Origin of the sequence: Clostridium saccharobutylicum DSM 13864 (assembly GCF_000473995.1) — a bacterium.
In the GTDB taxonomy this organism is placed as follows: domain Bacteria; phylum Bacillota; class Clostridia; order Clostridiales; family Clostridiaceae; genus Clostridium; species Clostridium saccharobutylicum.
Window position 1 is genome coordinate 2,810,081 of record NC_022571.1, and the last position, 19,978, is coordinate 2,830,058.

The window sequence follows — 19,978 nt, forward strand, 5'->3', positions numbered from 1 at the left end:
TGTCAGAGGTCAAAAACGATATTCATGTCCTCTACTCTATCATAATTATCATATTGAATATATATCCGAAAATTCAACATTGATCATTTCAATTTTATTATTACACGCTTTAGTTTGCTCACAAACTTCTATTTCTTCTACAATCTTTACAGGAAGTTCTATTTTAAATATACTTCCTTTGCCAACTTCACTCTCAACGCTTATTTTGCCCCCATGCATATTAACAATTGATTTTACCAAAGATAATCCAATGCCGCTTCCTTCAGCATTACGCGAAATAGACTTGTCCACCTGCTCAAATCTTTCAAAAATATTCTTTAAGTGCTTTTCTTCAATTCCTATACCAGTATCTTTTACATATATTTCAACAGTATCACCTTTATCAATTACATTTACAAAAATACTTCCATCTGTATTAGTGAACTTAATTGCGTTTGAAATAAGATTTAGAATAACCCTTTCAATCTTTTCAGGATCACAAGCGATAATCTTTTCTTCTGTATTTGTATCAAAAATAATATTTATATGTTTTGCATTAATATATTGAGATATTGATTGCACAATTTCTTCAGTAACATCAACTATATTTTCATTGGATAGATTTACTTTAAAAAAGCCCGAATTCATTTTTGATATATCTACTATGTTGTTTATAAGTTTCATAAACCTGTAGCAATTTTGTTTTATTATATTTATATTTTTTAAAATCTTTTCTTTATCATCTTCAATTAAACTATTTTTTACATACAATTCAGTTAATTGATTAGCACTAAAAATTACATTCAAAGGAGTTTTAAGTTCATGTGATACATTTGCGAATATTTCATCTTGAATTTTAAGAGTTTCTTTTATTTTTTTAGCAGAATCCTCTTCTATTTTTTTAATCATATTTTCTAGAGATTGCTGCATTGCTTTCATAGAGCTAGTCATAGCTCCAATTTCATCTTTTTGTTTTAAATATTTAATAGAAACTTCTTTATAAAGATTACCATTTGCCAATAAATCTAAATGTTTTGAAGCTGATTTTATGCCTTTAACTATATTGCTAGAAATAATGTAAATAATCAAAAATCCAATTAATAAAAACAATACAGACACTAATACAGTCCAACTCTTTAAAGTGTCCAATTCTGATAATATTTCACTTTTTAATACTATAACTCCTACTGACCATTCAGTACCTTCTACTGGAGCATATCCTACATATTTGTCTGCTCCTGAGAAATATTCACCCATTCCAGTTTCGCCATTACCCATTTTTATTTCAATATCTGCTATTGCTCGGAAACTTGGATTTGTCTTTACTTCTTCAACTGGATTATGCATATTAATCACCTTATTTTTATCAGTACTAGCAATATTGGTTCCATCCTTTTTTATCATAAATGCATAGCCTGTTTTTCCAACTTTAACTCTGTTAGTTAGTTCACTCAAATCATTACCATCTTGTGTATCAATTAACACTCCTATAATTTGATTATCATTATCTTTAATAGGAACTGCATATATAACTACTACAGATTTATCTGTGTTATTTACAAGTGGATCTGACACATTACTCTTTCCACATATTGCATTTTTAAAATATGATCTCTCTTTAACATTAGAAGTTTTCCCATCTGCTTTTTTTATATCTCCGTTCTTATCCACAATTTCCAATCTAACACTGCCTATTCTTTTACCTTCATCTGAAAGAATAGACATCTTATTTCCCCATGAATTGTTAATATCTTTTATTTCAGACCTTTCGGCAATAGACTCTAATGTATTTAACTTTCCTTCAATTCTTCCTTGTACACTACTAGCTGTTTGCTCTGCAATGCTAGGAAGAGTCTTACTTAAATTCGATAGTAGTGCATTTGATGAGTTTATATATGAAACTACGCTAAGTCCTATACATATAATTACTATTAGTACCCCTAAATATAATACTAATTTTGATTTTATACTTTTCATAATTTCCTCCTTGTCAAATTAATGAATTAAGATAAAAACGTATTTCATATTTTTGATGTTTTATCTTTATTTTTCATATTTTCTACATTGATATACATATTTATCTATATTGTATCATATTTATACTATTAATGTATTTTTTTAATTGTATATCCATAATTGAATCAATCAAACTCAAAATAAAATTACTAAATTTTTTTGAAACTAATTCTAGTGATTTTAAAAAATGCAGTACTCAAATAACAGCTACTAAGTATGAAGTTACTTCGTTATAAAAAAATAGAAGCTCATCTTTTCATTAGATAAGCTTCCATCTTTGTAAGTAACACGTTCTCTTTTCTGTAATCTATTTATATTTATTATTTCTTTTAAAAAACGATAATCCATCACATATAGATTCAATTGCAAAACTGTATTTAAACAGGTTGAATATGTATATAGCGAAATAAAGCTCTGGAATTTCACAAGATACAATGGAAATAATACATAATTTCTCATGGTCATACAACTATGTATAACTTAGCAGAGTGACGAGCAATCTCATTATAATCTCCGCTGGATCCTATATTAATTATTAGTCCATGCACCATTGGAACCTAAATAATATCCGGCAATAGTTGTATCATGTGCCATTTGACCATTACTATAACAATAATACCAATTACCATTATCATAAATCCAGCCAGTTTTCTGTAATCCATCAACATAATAAGACCAAGTATTATCACTTAGCAATACCCAACCATTGTTTTGCTGCCAATCGCTATACTCCCATCCACCGAACTGTCCATCTTTATCTATCTCTTTTCTCCCCCAATACCATACTTTAACTACTTTATTATTTTCAATCCAATGAAATGTTCCGCACCCAGAACCACCATCATATAAATATATTTGCCCACTATCTACACCTACGTAATAATGATCTGTTTCTAATTGAAAATAATATAAATTTTCATTACTTTTTGTAATTTTATACAGTCCCTTTCCTAATAGACCGTCATCTAACTTGTCTTTTGAAACTTCCTCACTAAATACTAAATTAGTTTTTAAATAATTATAATCATAACTAAAAATATCATCATTTCCATACCTAAGTATTAAATCTTTTGCTTCATTTTCACTTACCCTAGCTGAAGCCCCCATTGGATTAAATGCTAATAACAATACAGCCATTATCCATAAAGTTATAATTTTATTTAAATGTTTTGTAATCACTATTTTATCCCCCTATTTTTACACCATAGTAATATTTTACATTACTTGAATATTTTACGCAACATAAAATTAAATTCTTTTATTTATATCTATTATATTTCTTATCATTCTTATAATTCTTATCATTCTTGTTAGTGGTTAGGCGTTGGTTAGTACTTGGTTACCTCTTGGTTAACCCTTGGTTAGTGGATGGTTAGTCTTATGGTTAATCTGTGCATTTTTATCTTCATAAAACTCCTAATTTACTAGTCTTATAAGAAGTTCTGTGATGGTTAATTGATAGGTTAAAAATTTATGTTTTTTTAATTCTACTTAAATCTTTAAACAAAGTTGCCTTCATCCATAATTATCTAAACCTTTTTTTACTTGTTTCATTAAATTTAAATTTCATGTTAATTGTACTAATACTTAAAAGTTTTCTTCATAATTAATTCAATAAGCTTTATTAAAAATTACACTAAATCAAATATCACAAAAAAGTAAGTGACAAATGCTCTATTGCATTTACAGACATTTATCACTTACCTTAAAAATTAAATTATTTATATTCACTAATATATCTTTAAGTTATATTTTTATTTTAAATTTACCTACTTGATCATATAATGTTTCAGCTAACTTGGCTTGATTTTGTGATGTACCTGATACATTAACTGCTATTTTTGTAGTATCCTTAACAATATCTCCTACAACCTCAACTTCTTCTGAAGATTTTTGTTCATTAAGTGCTACATTTTGAGCAGCTTCACTTATTTGCCCTATAGTTGCCGAAAATTCTTCTAATGTTGAGGCTAATTCTTCAGACAAATTATTAATATAGTCTGCATCTCTATAGTAGTGATCTCCACTTTCAACAAAGCTATTGAATTCTGGTATTACCTTTTCATTTATAAACACTAAAATATCATTACTGCCTGAAGAAATATTATCAAAAGCCTCATCAATCTTACCGATATTTTCATTAATATCATTTACCGCAGATTTTGATTCTTCTGCTAATTTTCTTACCTCATCTGCTACAACTGCAAAACCTTTTCCATTTTCTCCTGCTCTTGCTGCTTCAATAGCTGCATTTAGTGCAAGTAAATTTGTTTGGTCGGCTATACTTTCAATAGCTTCTGCCATATGTTTTATTTTATTAACTATCTTGCCTTCCTCAATAGCTTTAAGTATTGCTTCTCTTTTTCCTTTATATAAATTTTCAGTAGTATCTACAGCAATTTTTCCCTTTTCTTGAATATTTTCAGCATTATCTTTTGCCTTGCTTGCTACATTTCTTGCCGTTAATGCCCTTTGAGCCAATTCATTTACTGCTGAATTTATCTCTTCAATAGATGCAGTTATTTCTTCTGAAGCAGCACTATTTTCCTCTATAGTTCCCCTAATAGTTTTGCAGGCACTATTCATATGTTCCATTTTTGACATAAGTTCATTTGATGTTAAAGATAGTTCTTCACTATCTGACTTTAAATCATCTGAATTATCATTTATATTTTTTAACAAATGAACTATATTACTTTGTGCTTCATTTAATGATGCTGATGTTTCTCCAAACTCATCTTTCCCAACTATATTTATATTGCTTGAAAAATCAAATTTTGCAATTCGTCCAGCAAATTGCTTAATTTTCTTTAATGCATCATCAATATTTTTTACTAGTAAATACGAAAATATGATACTTAATCCGATAGCAACTATTGTAAACATAACTGTAATAAAAAGAGCATTCTTACACTTTATCTGACTATCCTCATATTTTGATTTTGCATTTTTTTCATTGTATGTTATTTCTTCATCAAGTAAATCATTTATTTTAGCTCTGTAGCCATCAAAAATAGCAAATTCATTTTTAATATCATCATAATCGCCACCCTTTGCAACTTCAAAAAATTTATCTTTTGCATTATTGTAACTATTTAGATTTTCTAAATATTCGGCAAATATCTTTCTGTCATCTTCATTGTTAATTAGCGCTTCATATTTTTTTGTAAGTTCATTATCCTTTTCTATTAAACCATTCATATCTGAAATAGTTTTATCAACAACTGCTTTTTTATCAGGATTAACTAAAATAAGTGATCCTGAAGTTAAATCAGCCATATGAGCTCTAATATCCTGTATTGTTGATAATTTCACCAAACTTTCAGAATATATTACATCTAGATTTCCATTAACCTCTCTCATCTTATGATAACTCATGATTCCGCTTATAATTACAACTGTAATCACTATACCAAAACATAAAATTAACTTATGTATTACCTTCAAATTTTTAAATAATGTTATCAAATTTATCCCCGCCTCTATATACTATTCATTATAGAAAGTCCAATTGTACATTAAAAGAGTTGTTTCGTATTTATTCTACAATATACAACAGTTTTTTATTTATATTAATATATCGATACTTCAGGATAATACTTTATGCCACATTTTCTAAAATTGGATAAAAATATAAACCTACAGATTTTAAATAATCTGTAGGTTAGAAAAAATTATATATTTAAATTGAAATTTATTAGCTTTGATTTAGCTTTTTCCACTTCCTAATTTTACTTCTGAATGACTTAAAAGGTGCAACTGTATTTGTATGAATCCATTTCCAAAGTGCCCAATTAGCAGGAGTTGAAGAAGCCCATTTCCTACCGCCAGATTGAAAAAGTTCCATATCGGTATACCCTTCTGTTAGATGGATAATTTTTTCTTTTGCTTCCTCAAACATACTGCATAATTCATGCAAAGTATAATTCTCATATTGTTTATAAAAGTCCTCATATAATCCACCAAGATTATTCCACTTATAATTAGCATGTGGAGTTATTACTGTGATTCCTTGTTTTTCTTGCTCTTCCCAATCAAGAATGAGGTTAAGCCACCCTAATTGATAAGCTATCATTTGTACTGGAGTTCTATCTATACCATCGATAAATTTATCTTTATCTGTTTCTTTAATATCAGAAAATTCGTCAATAAATAGTTTTGCACGACTTGATATTTCATTAATTAATTCTTGCTTACTTTTATAATCTGGCATACTTAAACAACCTTTCTTACACTTTAACTACTTCATTCTTTTAATTGTTTCATCAAAGGAAATACATTCTGCATATCTTCCATTCCACATGAATTCGTTATGATATCTATAGCTTTGTTCTGCTGACATAAATTTATTATTTACTGTTGTATTTGAATATGCTGGAACTATCATATGAAATCCATGTTCAAATCCACATTTTATAGTAGCATCAAAACAATAGTCTGTTTGAAGCCCTACAATGATTATTTCCTTTTCATCCTTCTTTCTTAAATACTCCAGTAAGCCTGTCCCTTTAAAAGCACTATTAACATTTTTATCAAATATCTTTTCTCCATTTATTGGTTGAAATTCTTCATATATTTCGAATCCGTCAGTTCCTTTTGTTAGCTCACTACCCTCTCCATCATCATGACGCACATATATTACTTCAATGTTATTTTTCCTAGCCTTATTTATTATTTCTTTAACATTGGATACAAACGTATCAAATTTATATAATTTCTCATTTGTTATTAAGTTTTGTGTATCAATTACTAATAAAACCATTTTAATCTCCTTCGTAAATCATTGTTTATCTTAAATGCTTCTATCTATATGTCCCTCTTCTTTGCATAAATCTTTACTAATTTATTATAATCACTGATTAGTAAATACACTATTGGCATTAACTAGTCTTCTAATCATCTGTTACCATATAAGTATTTATTAATTCGTAACATCTATCTCTTGTTGACTTTGCTGCAGATATGCTATATGCTAGGTTCTCTGCTGTACCACCTTTATATTTATCTCCTGCAAGTTTAGCCTTGCTTTCTTTTTCTTTAATCCAAGCATTTTCTTTTTTGGCTAAATCTCGTTTTTCACTTTCTGGTAAATTGCAACTTATAACTTTATAGATTTCATTTAGGTATCCATCCCATAGATCATATTCCTGATTAACTTTACTCTTCATTTCTAAAGTGCTTCCATCTAGTAAATTAGGATCATCCAATATACTATTAATTGCATTTAAAGTTTTAATATAATCACCGCCGCCTTTTACTTTGGTGAAAGTTTTACTATCAGCTGAACTTTTTGATTTTACGCCTGTTGTTTGCTTATTTTTATTTTCTGTAGGTTTTTCAACATTATTTGTTGATTTGCTTTCTGATTTATTTTTATCTGTATCTTCCTTAACATCAGGCTTAGACGCACTTTCTTCATTATTTTTTTCATCATCTTTAGATTGCGGATTTTCTTCAGATTTTGACACCTCTGCAGATTGCTCATTTTTATTATTATTTGTATTTACCAAGTGCATTATTGTTGCACTTAATCCCATAAAAGCACATACCCCTGCAGCAATGACAAGCTTAATTCTTTTATTATTTTTAATCATAATACATCTCCTCATATAATCGCTCATACAAATTACTATCTTTCAATCAATTATAGCATATTTTGTAAATATTATAGTGCTTATTTATCAAAGAACAATGTTTGTTTACCGCGCCAAGTCTACATGTTGTGTAAATAATTGTAAACTTTCCATGTAACGAATAACGTAATATTACCAAATTGCAAATGCATCCTTTCTTAATACAAGGCAACTGACGCAATAAATTAAAAAGGTTGCTGTTTCATTCTTGAATAATGCGATTTTATAATTTGCTATTTATTTTTTAATTCATAATTTTACGTAAATTTAAATCCTAAATTCTCTAAGCTTACTCTTAATGTATCTATTAAATCCATAATTACTACCATACATTTTCAGTTGCCTCTTCTGATTTTTATGCTAAAAACAATATGTCTTTTACAATTGGTTTCATCATAGTTAATGTTAGTCTTTAAATTATACAAAGCACAAGTATGTTTTAGATAAATTTAAATACATGTCATGTTAATGTTAATCCTACACTTACTCTGTAGCTACCCCATGGCTTACTATTTAAATACATCTCATGTTAATGTTAATCATTTCTTCCTTTTCTGTTTGCTATATTGGCTAATTTATTTAAATACATCTCATGTTAATGTTAATCACTTTGAGCCAGTTATAGATAAGCTTATTAAATAATTTAAATACATCTCATGTTAATGTTAATCAAGATGAATAATGAAAGGTATAGATATTTCAAATAAATTTAAATACATCTCATGTTAATGTTAATCAGGTTAAAGTTATTACCAAAGAGTGTAATTACTGCATTTAAATACATCTCATGTTAATGTTAATCTTAAACCGCCTTTTGGATACATAGGTATCTTATGGTTATTTAAATACATCTCATGTTAATGTTAATCTTTGATTTGTTTTAGTCTTCTTTTTTTTATACAAATTTAAATACATCTCATGTTAATGTTAATCACATAGTTACTTGGGCTTAAGTTATCTATTGTAGATATTTAAATACATCTCATGTTAATGTTAATCTCCAGCTAATGCTAGTGTATTACAAATAGATGGAAATTTAAATACATCTCATGTTAATGTTAATCTTTATTCTTTTTGCTCGTACTAAACTATTATCTACAATTTAAATACATCTCATGTTAATGTTAATCATAGATGGATTTACTCAACTTGGATTCGATGCAAAATTTAAATACATCTCATGTTAATGTTAATCAAAGTATTTAAAATAGAGAGGTGATAAATGATGAGATTTAAATACATCTCATGTTAATGTTAATCAACTATATTAATTTCATCATCTTTTAAATCAATGTAATTTAAATACATCTCATGTTAATGTTAATCCGAAAACTGATAATCCAAGTGACCCTGCTCCTTCATTTAAATACATCTCATGTTAATGTTAATCCTTGTGCAACAGACTTAAACTTAACATTATCAGAAATTTAAATACATCTCATGTTAATGTTAATCCCAACAGTTAATTTTTCCATCTTGACCTTTTATATATTTAAATACATCTCATGTTAATGTTAATCAAGGTAGGCATATTTAAGTAGATTTTAAGAAGCTTTATTTAAATACATCTCATGTTAATGTTAATCTTTTACTGATACAAACACTAAAACTGATACTAAAACATTTAAATACATCTCATGTTAATGTTAATCATAATGGTGGTAAATTCTACATGGTAATTCCTAAATTTAAATACATCTCATGTTAATGTTAATCTATTCCGGAAATGTTGATATTTATTTAAAATTAGCATTTAAATACATCTCATGTTAATGTTAATCGCAAATTTAATTTAAGGAGGAAATTATTATTATGTTATTTAAATACATCTCATGTTAATGTTAATCACTCATGTTACTATATGTTATACAAAAAGTGGTAGATTTAAATACATCTCATGTTAATGTTAATCTAGTAAAAGTGAGGTTGAACATATGATAAAACATAATTTAAATACATCTCATGTTAATGTTAATCTTATGGTTGCTCTGTTAGTGGATTTTCTTTTTCTGTATTTAAATACATCTCATGTTAATGTTAATCATTTAGAAATAGATAAAACTCAAGAGAATAGAATATTTAAATACATCTCATGTTAATGTTAATCGACTCACTTTTGTAAGGTCAGGTAATTCAGTTCGTATTTAAATACATCTCATGTTAATGTTAATCTCATAAAGAAAATAAGAATCGCAAATATTAAAATATCATTTAAATACATCTCATGTTAATGTTAATCACGTAACTATTATTAGAATGAAACGTATTTATACTATTTAAATACATCTCATGTTAATGTTAATCGGTTAATCCTAAATCAATTGCCCATTGTTCCATCAAATTTAAATACATCTCATGTTAATGTTAATCTGACTTGGGTAAAGAACATCAGACTTTAGTTGTTATATTTAAATACATCTCATGTTAATGTTAATCTATCAATCAAATCCTCTTAGTGCATATTTCATCAATTTAAATACATCTCATGTTAATGTTAATCTTCAAGGTATTCTGATTTTACATTTAGTCAGTTGAGATTTAAATACATCTCATGTTAATGTTAATCCCCTAAGAAAAAAGCCACTTCTTATATTAAGATAATGCTTTCATTATAGTTAGTGTAACACATCCTTAAAAATTTACCAAGCACCCTCAACTTAAATTAATTTTTTAAATATATTTATGTTAATCCGCATTACACCTTGTTTTTCGTAGATATAAATTTGTTTTTGCCTGGTAAATTATATTATTAAATCCTCACCATTTGCTCCCGATGTTACACCTAATACTTCTTCTCCAAATACATTGTCGTTCATTAACTTAATTATGCAAATGAAATCTTCATTTTTGTCAATAACTTTATTTAAATCTGTTTTAAACTTTATTAGCTTTGAAGGAGACATTTCTCCTCTAAATACTGATTTTTGAAAATGAGATAAGTATTTTTTGCAAACTTTAAAAACCCTTTGTACTCGTTTTTCATTGACATCATAAAATACAAAAGCATAATTATAATTACTAACTTTACTCACTACATTCCCTCCTTTAAACTAAAAGGAATGAATTCTTTCTCTTCCATTATGTATTTTATTAATTTATAACAATCTAGTTTAATAGCTGTTCTATAACTAACTCTCCTTTTTAATTTAGGATGTAAAAAAACAGATTCTAGTCTTTCTTCAAAAGCTGTAATAAATATATTTCTACCTTCTTCATTTAACAAACAATAATTTACCTTCTTATCAAAATGCTTATTAACCTGAAGTCTCTTGTTATTTACCAAGTCAAAAATTGTTTTATATACAATGACAGGCTTAAAAACTTCACTTATATCTAAGCTTAATGAAAATCTTCCTTCTGAAGGTTCATGTAAATAACTTATTCTTTGATCTAGATGAGTTCTATAAATTGCAGATATTGTTTTTGTATATAGCAATGTATTTCCAAATGAAATCAAAGCATTTATGGGATTATCTGGTGGTCTTTTTACTCTTTTATTCATAATAAAATCCTCTGGCAAAAAGTTTTTAAATTCACTGTAAAATCTCTGCCATACTTCCCCTTCTACTGACATAAGCTCTTTAATATTTTGAGCTTTTTCTATCCTTTCAAAAAATTCTTTCTTAATCCAGTCTACAGTTCCTTTAACTTCTTTTTTGTTATGCTTATAGTAATGATAAACTACCTCTCTTATATTAATTCCTATTCCACTTACTATAGCCTTAGCAATTGTCATTCTTGAATTATTATGTTTCTCTACTTGCTTTACTAATAATCTTCCACTATTATATTGCGCTTTTGGATAAAAAGTACCACTATATCCTTCATAATAATTAAAGAAATGCACTACTACATTGTTTTGCGATAAAAAATCTAATAGTTTTGTATTTATACTCACTTCATTTAGACAATAAATCTCTTTTGTATTTTCAATTGGAATATAAACATTTTTCCCTTCTTTTCTAAAGCATAAAGAATCATCCTTTCTTGTAAGTTCACCCATGGATGATATATATCTTGTACTTCCCATATAATCCTCCTATATATAACAATACTCATAATATGCACATTTCTTGCATTTAGATTTATTTAATACTTTAGGTATTTCTTCACTTAAAATTAAATTTTCTATTTCTTTAACGTACTTTTCCAGTTCCTTCTCAAGTTCATCACTTAGTTCAAAATACATAATTTTCTTATCAGTTTTATTTTTTTCAACACACTCCAATTTTCCTTTTCTTATAATTCCTTTACTTTTAAGAACTTTCAAATAATAAATCAGCTGCCACTTGCCTGCTTCAATATCTGCATCTGATTTCTTTATTTCTGTTAAATATTCAGATGTAAGTCTATCCAATTTAATATTATCGATTGAAATTTCAGCATTTTTCGATCCAGAAGCTTTCTCTTCATGAATAGCTTTCCCGATCTTTACCGTCTCGCTATTATCTTCTAAGTTAAGTCTATTACCATGAAGATAACATTGCCTTCTACAATGAAAGTAATAGTTAATTAAAGTACCGTTTATCCTCAATACATAAAACCTCCTTATACCATATTTATTCGTTGCAATAACCCGCTTTGTTTAATTTATAATTCAACTTAATTAAGTATAAATTCCGTGTCCAAAATTTATATAAATTTTCATTAAAATCTTAAAATCAGCACGCATTTTCTGCAATTATAATCCTAAAATTTATATATTTTTTATTGAAATTATACAAAAATCCCAACTTCTCTCTTAAATTTATCTTTATTAAGCTTCTCCCCATCAAAATATTTTTCTCCATTTTTTATATAGTACAATTCTCCAATTTTGTCGTTATAAAGCAAATCACTATTTTTATTAATTTGATAAATAAAATAATTCATTTTGCTTTTTACTTCTGATAATTTAACTTGTTTTTCAGCATATTGCATAGAATTATTTGCTAATAGATCCTTGTAACTTTCCCAAACCTCTTTTCCATCAATATTTACTGTAGTGTTTTCTTCTTCCTTATTTATAATCCTAGCTAAATAAATAGACATGTTCCAATTATCTTCTTCTATAAGTTTCATTCTCTCCTCAACTTTCCTAGTGTTTAATTGTCCAACATCTTCTATTAAAAACTTTTCTAGATTACTGTCATTAAAAGTATTATTAAATCTCTCTTGTATTAGGTTAAGTACTGGTAGATAGTAGTCTTCAAAGTTTTTTTCTACTAATATTCTCTTCATATCATCATCTAGTAGACTTAATTCTGTATTTACTCTTACATCATTTTTATATATTCCATCTGTTCTATCTAAATTAAAGAAATAAACTACGCCTCTTCTTTTACATGATCTATTTATCCTGCCCAAGAATTGTTCATCACTATCTAATTTAGAGATATCTTTATACCCTATATCCATATCAATATCTACTCCTGCTTCTATGACTTGAGTAGCAACTAATATTATGCCTTCTTTTTCTGCATTTGAACTTTTTATACTCTTAAGAATTCTTTGTCTCTCTATAGAATTATCATCGCCTGTCATAAGTTCAACACTACAATTTATCCTATCATTCATATCTATAGACTCTTTTACTTTTCTATAAAAATTATAGGCACTTTCTTTTTTTATGAACTCAATCAATATCTTTTTCTTCTTATAACTATTATCAATAACATGATTTAATAAAGCATTTATAGTATCATCTTCATCCATTAATTCATAACTTACCTTTACCCTATCTTTAAAAAGCGAATTAGAGAAATACTTGTTTCTATCTTCAATTAATGTTGCTGTACTTTCCTTGCTACTAGTTAAAATATTGAGATTGGGTAAAGTTGCTGACATTATAATAACCTTCATATTTAATATCTTGGCAAATCCCTTTAAAAATAAAATAATTTCTGCCCAAATAATATTTTTATAACTTTGAATTTCATCTAATACTATTACACTATTCACAAGTTGATGAAATGCAAATGCCGATTCTTTTAATGAATTAAACATACTATTAAATAAGCTTACATGAGTAGTTAATATGATTGGATAATTCAAGAATTGCCTATTTAATAAAGCCTTAGCATAATATTCATAATTATCCTCATTATCTACTCCCTTTTTACTATTCTCATCCATCTTTATAGGCGAAATAGAATTAATAACTGCAATCCTATTAAATACATCTTCATTTTCACCAAAAGTCTCATTTAATGTATTTAAATTCTGCTCTACCAATGTGTTAAATGGATATACATAAAATATCTTTTTCAAAGTAGGATTATCTTCAAAAAGCTTGAAGCTCAAATTTATAGAAACATTACTCTTTCCACTTCCAGTAGGTGCTTCTAAATAAAATATATCTTCATTTATCTTTTTAGATAACTCTTTTTCTGCATCTAAAAACATTTCATTCCTTAAAATATTTATGTTTTTTTCATTCTTAAGATCTTTTCTATCTTTGTAATAGTCTTCATTTTCATATTTTCTTATATTTCTATACACACTAGTACTTTTATAAATATCATAGAATTCGCTAATTTCTGCAATTTCACCGAACTCATTTAATTCAACGCCATTCATAAATTCGGTTGTTGCATAAAAGTCGCAAGCTACAAGTAGTGAATATAGTAATCTTTCATAAGTATACAGATATACTGCTTTCTCTTTATCTATCTTTTTTAAATAATTATTTGTATTATTGCATGCTTTTTTCATTTTAACTTCAGATAAAGAAAAATCTTTTAAATATATATCCTTGTAAGTATTATTAAAAATACTCATAACCTTAAATCCAACTTCGTCATCATCAAAGCTAGATAGGAATTTCTTAAATTCTTCTAAATTTCCATGATGTTTAGATATTATATAAGCATTTAAAAACATAAATAATCTAATGCACTTCTTATCATCTTTTTCTAATTTTAATACTTTATCCATAAAATAGTCTAAATATAAGACAGCGGATATAATAGAATGTTGTGAATCAATTATGCAAAATTTCTCCGAATATTCTATTGAATTATTTCCCATCTTCCTGCTTTGAAAAAATGGATTTATCTTACCTATATCATGAAGCACAATTGTATTCATCAATAATTCTCTAAATAATAATTTTCCTTTTTCACTTGTATTTTTTAAATATATTTCTTCAAAGTTTAAAAATATTCTATCTAATCCCTTTGAGTCTACTAACTTATTAAAATAATTTTTGCATAATTCTGTATGTTCTTTTAACGTCTCTTTCCTATCATTTTTTAAATGAGCATAAAAAGAATATTTTTTACTCAACAAATTATCTATATTAATAAAGTAATTTTCATTAAAATACATCAATTATCCTCCCATTAATTAATTTAACGTATAATTAATCTGTTATCTAAACTTAAAGGAGGGTTTCCCCTCCTAGTACTAATAAAAAACTATATTTCTTTCCCCAACCTTATATACATTAACATTATTATGACTACTTACTTTCATATTTGTATATAAAAACCCTTCTGATATATACATATTAGTTTTTTTGTCTAAGGCTATTGGTAATTGTTCTTCATATTTAAATGCTTCTATATAAACATCGTCTGCTAATTCATCCTCTTCTTCGTCTTCATCTTCAAGGTCTACTTCAAAAAGTTTCTTAGGAAAAAGAGAATTTATTATATTTAATTTATTAATTTCTACAATTTCACTATTTTCTATTACTACTATATTGGTAATATTAGCATAGTGATCATTTTTACCTAAGTATGGCTGATATATAGCCTTGTGATTTAATATATATTCTGAGACTTTTTCGCTTTCTTCACTATCTATTAAAACATATATATCCCAAGAAGGATTTTCAAGCCATTGTTCCTTAACTATTAAATTACCACCTTGCTCTTTTGATGCATATCCTACAGAGTTATTAAATGTTTGTACTTTTTTAGGAATAAATCCTTTTTTGTTGTTAGGAGCTATTGATATCTTTATATCTCTCAACTTTTCATAAAACTCTGGAAAAATAGAATTTTCGTCGTCTTTTTTCTTGGCTTTTTTTGATATATCAGTTTTTTTCATCTGATTATATCCACCATATCCAAGTATAGCCCCAAACATTCCAAGTAAAGACACTCTATGAATATTTCCATAAGTAAAATACAAATATGTATTTACATCTGGCTTTTTAAAAAATGCAGTCTTTCCACTTAGTGTAAATTTTAAAATTTTCATTGTTTACACCTCTTCTTGTGTAAATATATTATAAATTTTTGCTCCTTTTATATCAGATTTAATTTCAGTTGTATAAGGATTATAATAAATTTCTATTGCTTTAACTTTATCTACAACTGAATTTATTAAATCTGAACAATTTAGTTCTATTGTATTTTTACTTTCTCCTTTATTAAAACTTATATATTCAGATAAATTAGGCAGGTATAAATCCTCATCTGTTTCTACAAATAAACCAAATTCATTTTCACATCCAATCTTTGAATTTGTAGCAAAAGATGTAGCTGACACTAGAGATGTCTTCTTAAATTTTTTATAATCCTCTTCTGTGTAACCATCAGTCACCCCAAGTTCTACAAATTCTTTATAAGCTAATGGATTTATAGTAAATGGATAAAAATAATGAGCTTCATTACTTACAATTTTGTTTCCAAGGGTTGAATTCTTAGCATCCTCCTCTTCTTCCCAATTCTCATTTTTTTTCTTTTTCGCTTCTTTTTGAGCTTTTGAATCATCTCTAAACGGAGATAATATTTGTTGTGTTTCAGAATATGTGCCTATATATTTGTTAAAGCCTTGCCCTATCTGTACTGCACCTGTAATTGATATATTTTTTCCTTCTTCTGCAAATGTGGCACCAAAATTTTTAACATCAATTGTTTTAAATAAATTTGTTAGTATTTCCTTTGTATCTTTACAGTATTTTAAATTTTCAGTATTAAAGATGTATTCGTATCGCTCTTTCAAATTTCTTGGTACAACTTGAATTTCACCTTTTTTTTCATTAGATATTCGCATAGATTTTATATATAATACTTTTTCTCCGTTATTTTCCCACATTTTTTTCATTGGATATTTTAATGCTTTATCACTTCCAAATACTATTCCATCAGAAGTCGTTTTGGGGTATCCAGTAAAATCTGCATTCCAATTACCCATTATAGATGAAATTCCTAATACCCCATATATTCTCTTATCCATTATTTATTTTCCTCCTTATCTTTTTCATACACCAAACTATTACTTAAAAATCCAGCTATAATCATATCCTGATTAACCTTACCTTCTGGAATATATCCGCTAATCATTACATAAAAATTTTTAAATCTTTTTATGTTTATACTCGGATCATAACTATATTTGTTATACATTTTCCTTAAATTTTCTTTTATAATTTCGTTGTTCTTAGAATTAACAATAGGTTTTGCCAAGGAAAATGGCTTGTTTTTTCCTCTATATTTTGATAACAAAAATGCTACAACTTGCCCAACCGAAAAATAATATTGTTCATCATTTTCTATTGGATCATATTCTTTTGAATTAATTTTCTTTCTTAACACTTCATTAACTTCATTTAATATTTCAGCCATTCTTTTTCCCTCCTTAAAATAATAAATTAGTGACCATCGTAAATTAAATTGATGCTTTGCCTTTGAAATATATCCATTTTTAATTGAACCTTTTAAAAGGCTTAAGGAAATTTTATTTAATACAGGAAATATATCATTATCTATTCCCTTATAAATCCAATTAAATATAGTCTCTCTAGATAATAAAAGATTGCTTTTTAATGAACTATCATCAATTAACAAATCTTTGGATTCTTTAAAATAATTTTTTATTAATTTGTTTTGAAAAAATATATCATTTAATAATTGCTGCATTTCTTTTATTTTTCCATAATCTCCATATTCTTTTATGGATACACTTTTAGAATTTTGCTCTATATTTAAAATATTTTTAAATTTAAATTTTCTAGTTAAATTAGGTTTGTATCCAGTTATGATATCATAATCTTGTATTTCTACTTCTTTGCCAGTTTTATTTGATATTAATTTTATTCTTAGAAATATACCTTTAAAATTTCTATCTGGTAATTCTTCATTTTCATATACATAAATTTTATTATTGCAGTTATCAATATAAACATTAGTCCTACCTATAACTACAAAATTCATCAAATAATCGAAAAATTTTTTTTGTAGTAATATATTTGTATTATCTATCAAATATGGCACTATGATTTTTCTTGTTTTATTTTCTAAGTAAGGTTTTTTAGAATTAAGTCCCATATTGTCATTAGGAAGTCCATATATCTTATCTTTAACTATAATATTAAACTCATTACTGTTGTAAATATTGGGAACTAAATACCGCTTACCTTCTCTTTTATAATCTTTAATAGGATATTCAAAAAATATCTTTAAATAGTCTTTTCCTTTAATATCAATGTCTAAATTAAATATATTTTCTTTTATCCAATTCCTTATTCTTTCTACTATTTCTTTATCTACTTTCCCTAGCTCTTTCTCTACAGATTCATATATCTTCATAGCATTTTGAGATTTCGAATATTTTATAAATGGATCAGATAGTGTTTCATAATAATTATCAATGATTTCATTTGTTAATTTTCCATTTATTAGACTTTCTTTTTTCACAATAAATGAAAAATAATTATTACTATGAATTATCCTTTTATTCACAAAAGTTCCACTAGCCATTGGTTTATTAGTGTTTATAATTCTACTATTATAATCATAGTTGCATATATTTTCAAAATTAGAATTACTTTTCCCATTTATTTCTTTAGTTTTTTTATCAAATATTATGTCAATTTTTTCTCTAATTTGATATGAATCACCTTTTGGTTCAATCAAAAGATATGTTCCTTGTTCTAGTACATATGAGTCTATTATAAATTTATCACCATTCTCATCCAACTTCTTTTTAAATACTTCAAGACACTCTTTTAGCAAATCATATTCACCTCCTTAAAGCCATCTATAATTTACATAGCCATATCCCCTAGCATTCATTTCAAAAATCCCTGTTCCAAGGCTCATATAAGCTAACTTTTGAGCATTTTCATTTTCCGCTATATTTAAAGATATCTTATCCCCTAATAACTTTATATTTTTATATTTAGTTGATATTGGCTTTTTATTTTTAAATTCAATCGATGTATATAATTGAAAATCTTCATCAATCTTAAGATTCATTGTACTATTATACTTCTTAATAAGATTTTCTTTTAATCTTCTTTCAAAATCATCCAACTTAATTTTATTCTTCCAATATCCATCTTCATTTTTCATAACTGCTGGAGTTATTGAATAGAGCTTTTCAATATGTTTCTTAGGTAATATTCTTATTTCTGATGTTAGACCTTTAACATTTTCATTAAATTCATTTACTAACTTATTTGCAAAAAATTCTGCTAAATTTTTATCTATAGTTCTAATAGTTATTGTATAAATCTTATCTTTTTTATAAATCTTATCATCTTCTAATGGATATGGAGCATCAAAGCAATATCCTTTAAATTTATTACTTTCATGAAATTCTAATAGTTTCTCATCTTTAATCAATCCACTATCAATAAACGCGCTCACTGTTCCTTGTGAATCTTCTATAGGTATATCTTTTAGCACAAATATTTTTAGCTTTATTTGAAAAACATTCATTTTTACACCTCCCGTTATAATTTTACTATCAATGTATTTATTTGTAAATAAAGGTACTAATATACATCCAAATGTTGTTGTTAATCAAAAATATTAGTTAAAACTAAATTTAAATACATTAATAAATGTTGATATTAATTAAAATAATGTCTTAAAATATCTATTTTTTCTTTATCATAACTTTACTAATCTTTTTTTCTTTATGCATTTCTATAGTAACATCTTCCTCCTGTATTCTTTATTACTTTAATCATATTTTTTCTCACATCTTTATAACTTCATTAGTATTAACTAATATAGCAACTTAACGCATTAGTCAGTATTACCTTTCTAAAATTTTTTATTCACTATTTTAAAAAAATATTAATCGTTGGATGAAACTATATTTTACTTTCAAATATATTTGAAAATAAAAGAAGTAGTAATTTTTTATTTTAATTACTACTTCTTAAATATAAAATTGCTATTAACACTATATAATTTTTCCTACAACTAAAGCTTCAATGTCGCGATTAGCATTGTTTCATCAAACTGATCAATAATTCCATATCCAACATTTCAACTTGCAGTATAACTAACTCCTATTATAAAATTGTTCATTTTGATAAACCCCTAAAAAATTTTTCACCTCATAATAAAATTTCATATTTTACAGCTAATATATATGATTCTAAACTATATATACTAGCTGTAGAT

General features: G+C 26.3%; 14 protein-coding genes and 1 CRISPR repeat array. All 14 genes read right to left on the reverse strand.

Annotation, left to right across the window (positions count from 1 at the left end; genetic code table 11):
- Positions 1-48: 48 nt before the first annotated feature.
- Positions 49-1,956, reverse strand: coding sequence for a sensor histidine kinase (locus CLSA_RS22540; RefSeq protein WP_022746607.1), 1,908 nt, complete (start codon positions 1,954-1,956; stop codon positions 49-51).
- Between the two features lie 567 nt (positions 1,957-2,523).
- The gene (locus CLSA_RS22105) at positions 2,524-3,174 is read right to left on the reverse strand and encodes a putative cell wall binding repeat protein (protein WP_022746609.1); all 651 of its coding nucleotides are present in this window, start codon (positions 3,172-3,174) and stop codon (positions 2,524-2,526) included.
- Between the two features lie 567 nt (positions 3,175-3,741).
- On the reverse strand, positions 3,742-5,463 hold the full coding sequence (locus CLSA_RS12030; protein WP_022746610.1) for a methyl-accepting chemotaxis protein: 1,722 nt from the start codon (positions 5,461-5,463) through the stop codon (positions 3,742-3,744).
- Between the two features lie 229 nt (positions 5,464-5,692).
- Positions 5,693-6,208: a ClbS/DfsB family four-helix bundle protein gene (locus CLSA_RS12035; protein WP_022746611.1), complete on the reverse strand. Its 516-nt coding sequence runs from the start codon at positions 6,206-6,208 to the stop codon at positions 5,693-5,695.
- 27 nt (positions 6,209-6,235) lie between these two features.
- Positions 6,236-6,757 carry a cysteine hydrolase family protein gene (locus tag CLSA_RS12040; RefSeq protein WP_022746612.1) on the reverse strand — a complete coding sequence of 174 codons (522 nt, stop codon included), beginning with the start codon at positions 6,755-6,757 and terminating at the stop codon, positions 6,236-6,238.
- A 130-nt stretch (positions 6,758-6,887) separates the two neighbouring features.
- A complete protein-coding gene (locus tag CLSA_RS22110) occupies positions 6,888-7,589 on the reverse strand; it encodes a lysozyme inhibitor LprI family protein (RefSeq protein WP_022746613.1) in 702 nt (233 codons plus the stop codon).
- 486 nt (positions 7,590-8,075) lie between these two features.
- A CRISPR array of direct repeats spans positions 8,076-10,194; the repeat unit is 30 nt; unit sequence ATTTAAATACATCTCATGTTAATGTTAATC.
- A gap of 175 nt (positions 10,195-10,369) precedes the next feature.
- A complete protein-coding gene (gene cas2 / locus CLSA_RS12050) occupies positions 10,370-10,660 on the reverse strand; it encodes a CRISPR-associated endonuclease Cas2 (RefSeq protein WP_022746614.1) in 291 nt (96 codons plus the stop codon).
- Entirely contained in the window at positions 10,660-11,658 is a 999-nt protein-coding gene (gene cas1b / locus CLSA_RS12055) for a type I-B CRISPR-associated endonuclease Cas1b (RefSeq protein WP_022746615.1), read from the reverse strand. The genes cas2 and cas1b overlap by 1 nt, the downstream gene beginning before the upstream one ends.
- A 9-nt stretch (positions 11,659-11,667) precedes the next feature.
- On the reverse strand, positions 11,668-12,162 hold the full coding sequence (locus CLSA_RS12060) for a CRISPR-associated protein Cas4 (protein ID WP_022746616.1): 495 nt from the start codon (positions 12,160-12,162) through the stop codon (positions 11,668-11,670).
- Between the two features lie 182 nt (positions 12,163-12,344).
- Positions 12,345-14,936 (reverse strand): CRISPR-associated helicase/endonuclease Cas3, encoded by a 2,592-nt coding sequence (locus CLSA_RS12065; protein ID WP_022746617.1) that lies wholly within the window; start codon positions 14,934-14,936, stop codon positions 12,345-12,347.
- A gap of 78 nt (positions 14,937-15,014) precedes the next feature.
- Positions 15,015-15,815: a type I-B CRISPR-associated protein Cas5b gene (cas5b, locus tag CLSA_RS12070; RefSeq protein WP_022746618.1), complete on the reverse strand. Its 801-nt coding sequence runs from the start codon at positions 15,813-15,815 to the stop codon at positions 15,015-15,017.
- A gap of 3 nt (positions 15,816-15,818) precedes the next feature.
- Positions 15,819-16,796 (reverse strand): type I CRISPR-associated protein Cas7, encoded by a 978-nt coding sequence (locus tag CLSA_RS12075; RefSeq protein ID WP_022746619.1) that lies wholly within the window; start codon positions 16,794-16,796, stop codon positions 15,819-15,821.
- Positions 16,796-18,574: a crispr-associated protein, Csh1 family gene (locus CLSA_RS12080; protein WP_022746620.1), complete on the reverse strand. Its 1,779-nt coding sequence runs from the start codon at positions 18,572-18,574 to the stop codon at positions 16,796-16,798. The genes CLSA_RS12075 and CLSA_RS12080 overlap by 1 nt, the downstream gene beginning before the upstream one ends.
- Positions 18,575-18,589: 15 nt before the next feature.
- Positions 18,590-19,282, reverse strand: coding sequence for a CRISPR-associated endoribonuclease Cas6 (gene cas6 / locus CLSA_RS12085; RefSeq protein WP_022746621.1), 693 nt, complete (start codon positions 19,280-19,282; stop codon positions 18,590-18,592).
- Between the last annotated feature and the right edge of the window lie 696 nt (positions 19,283-19,978).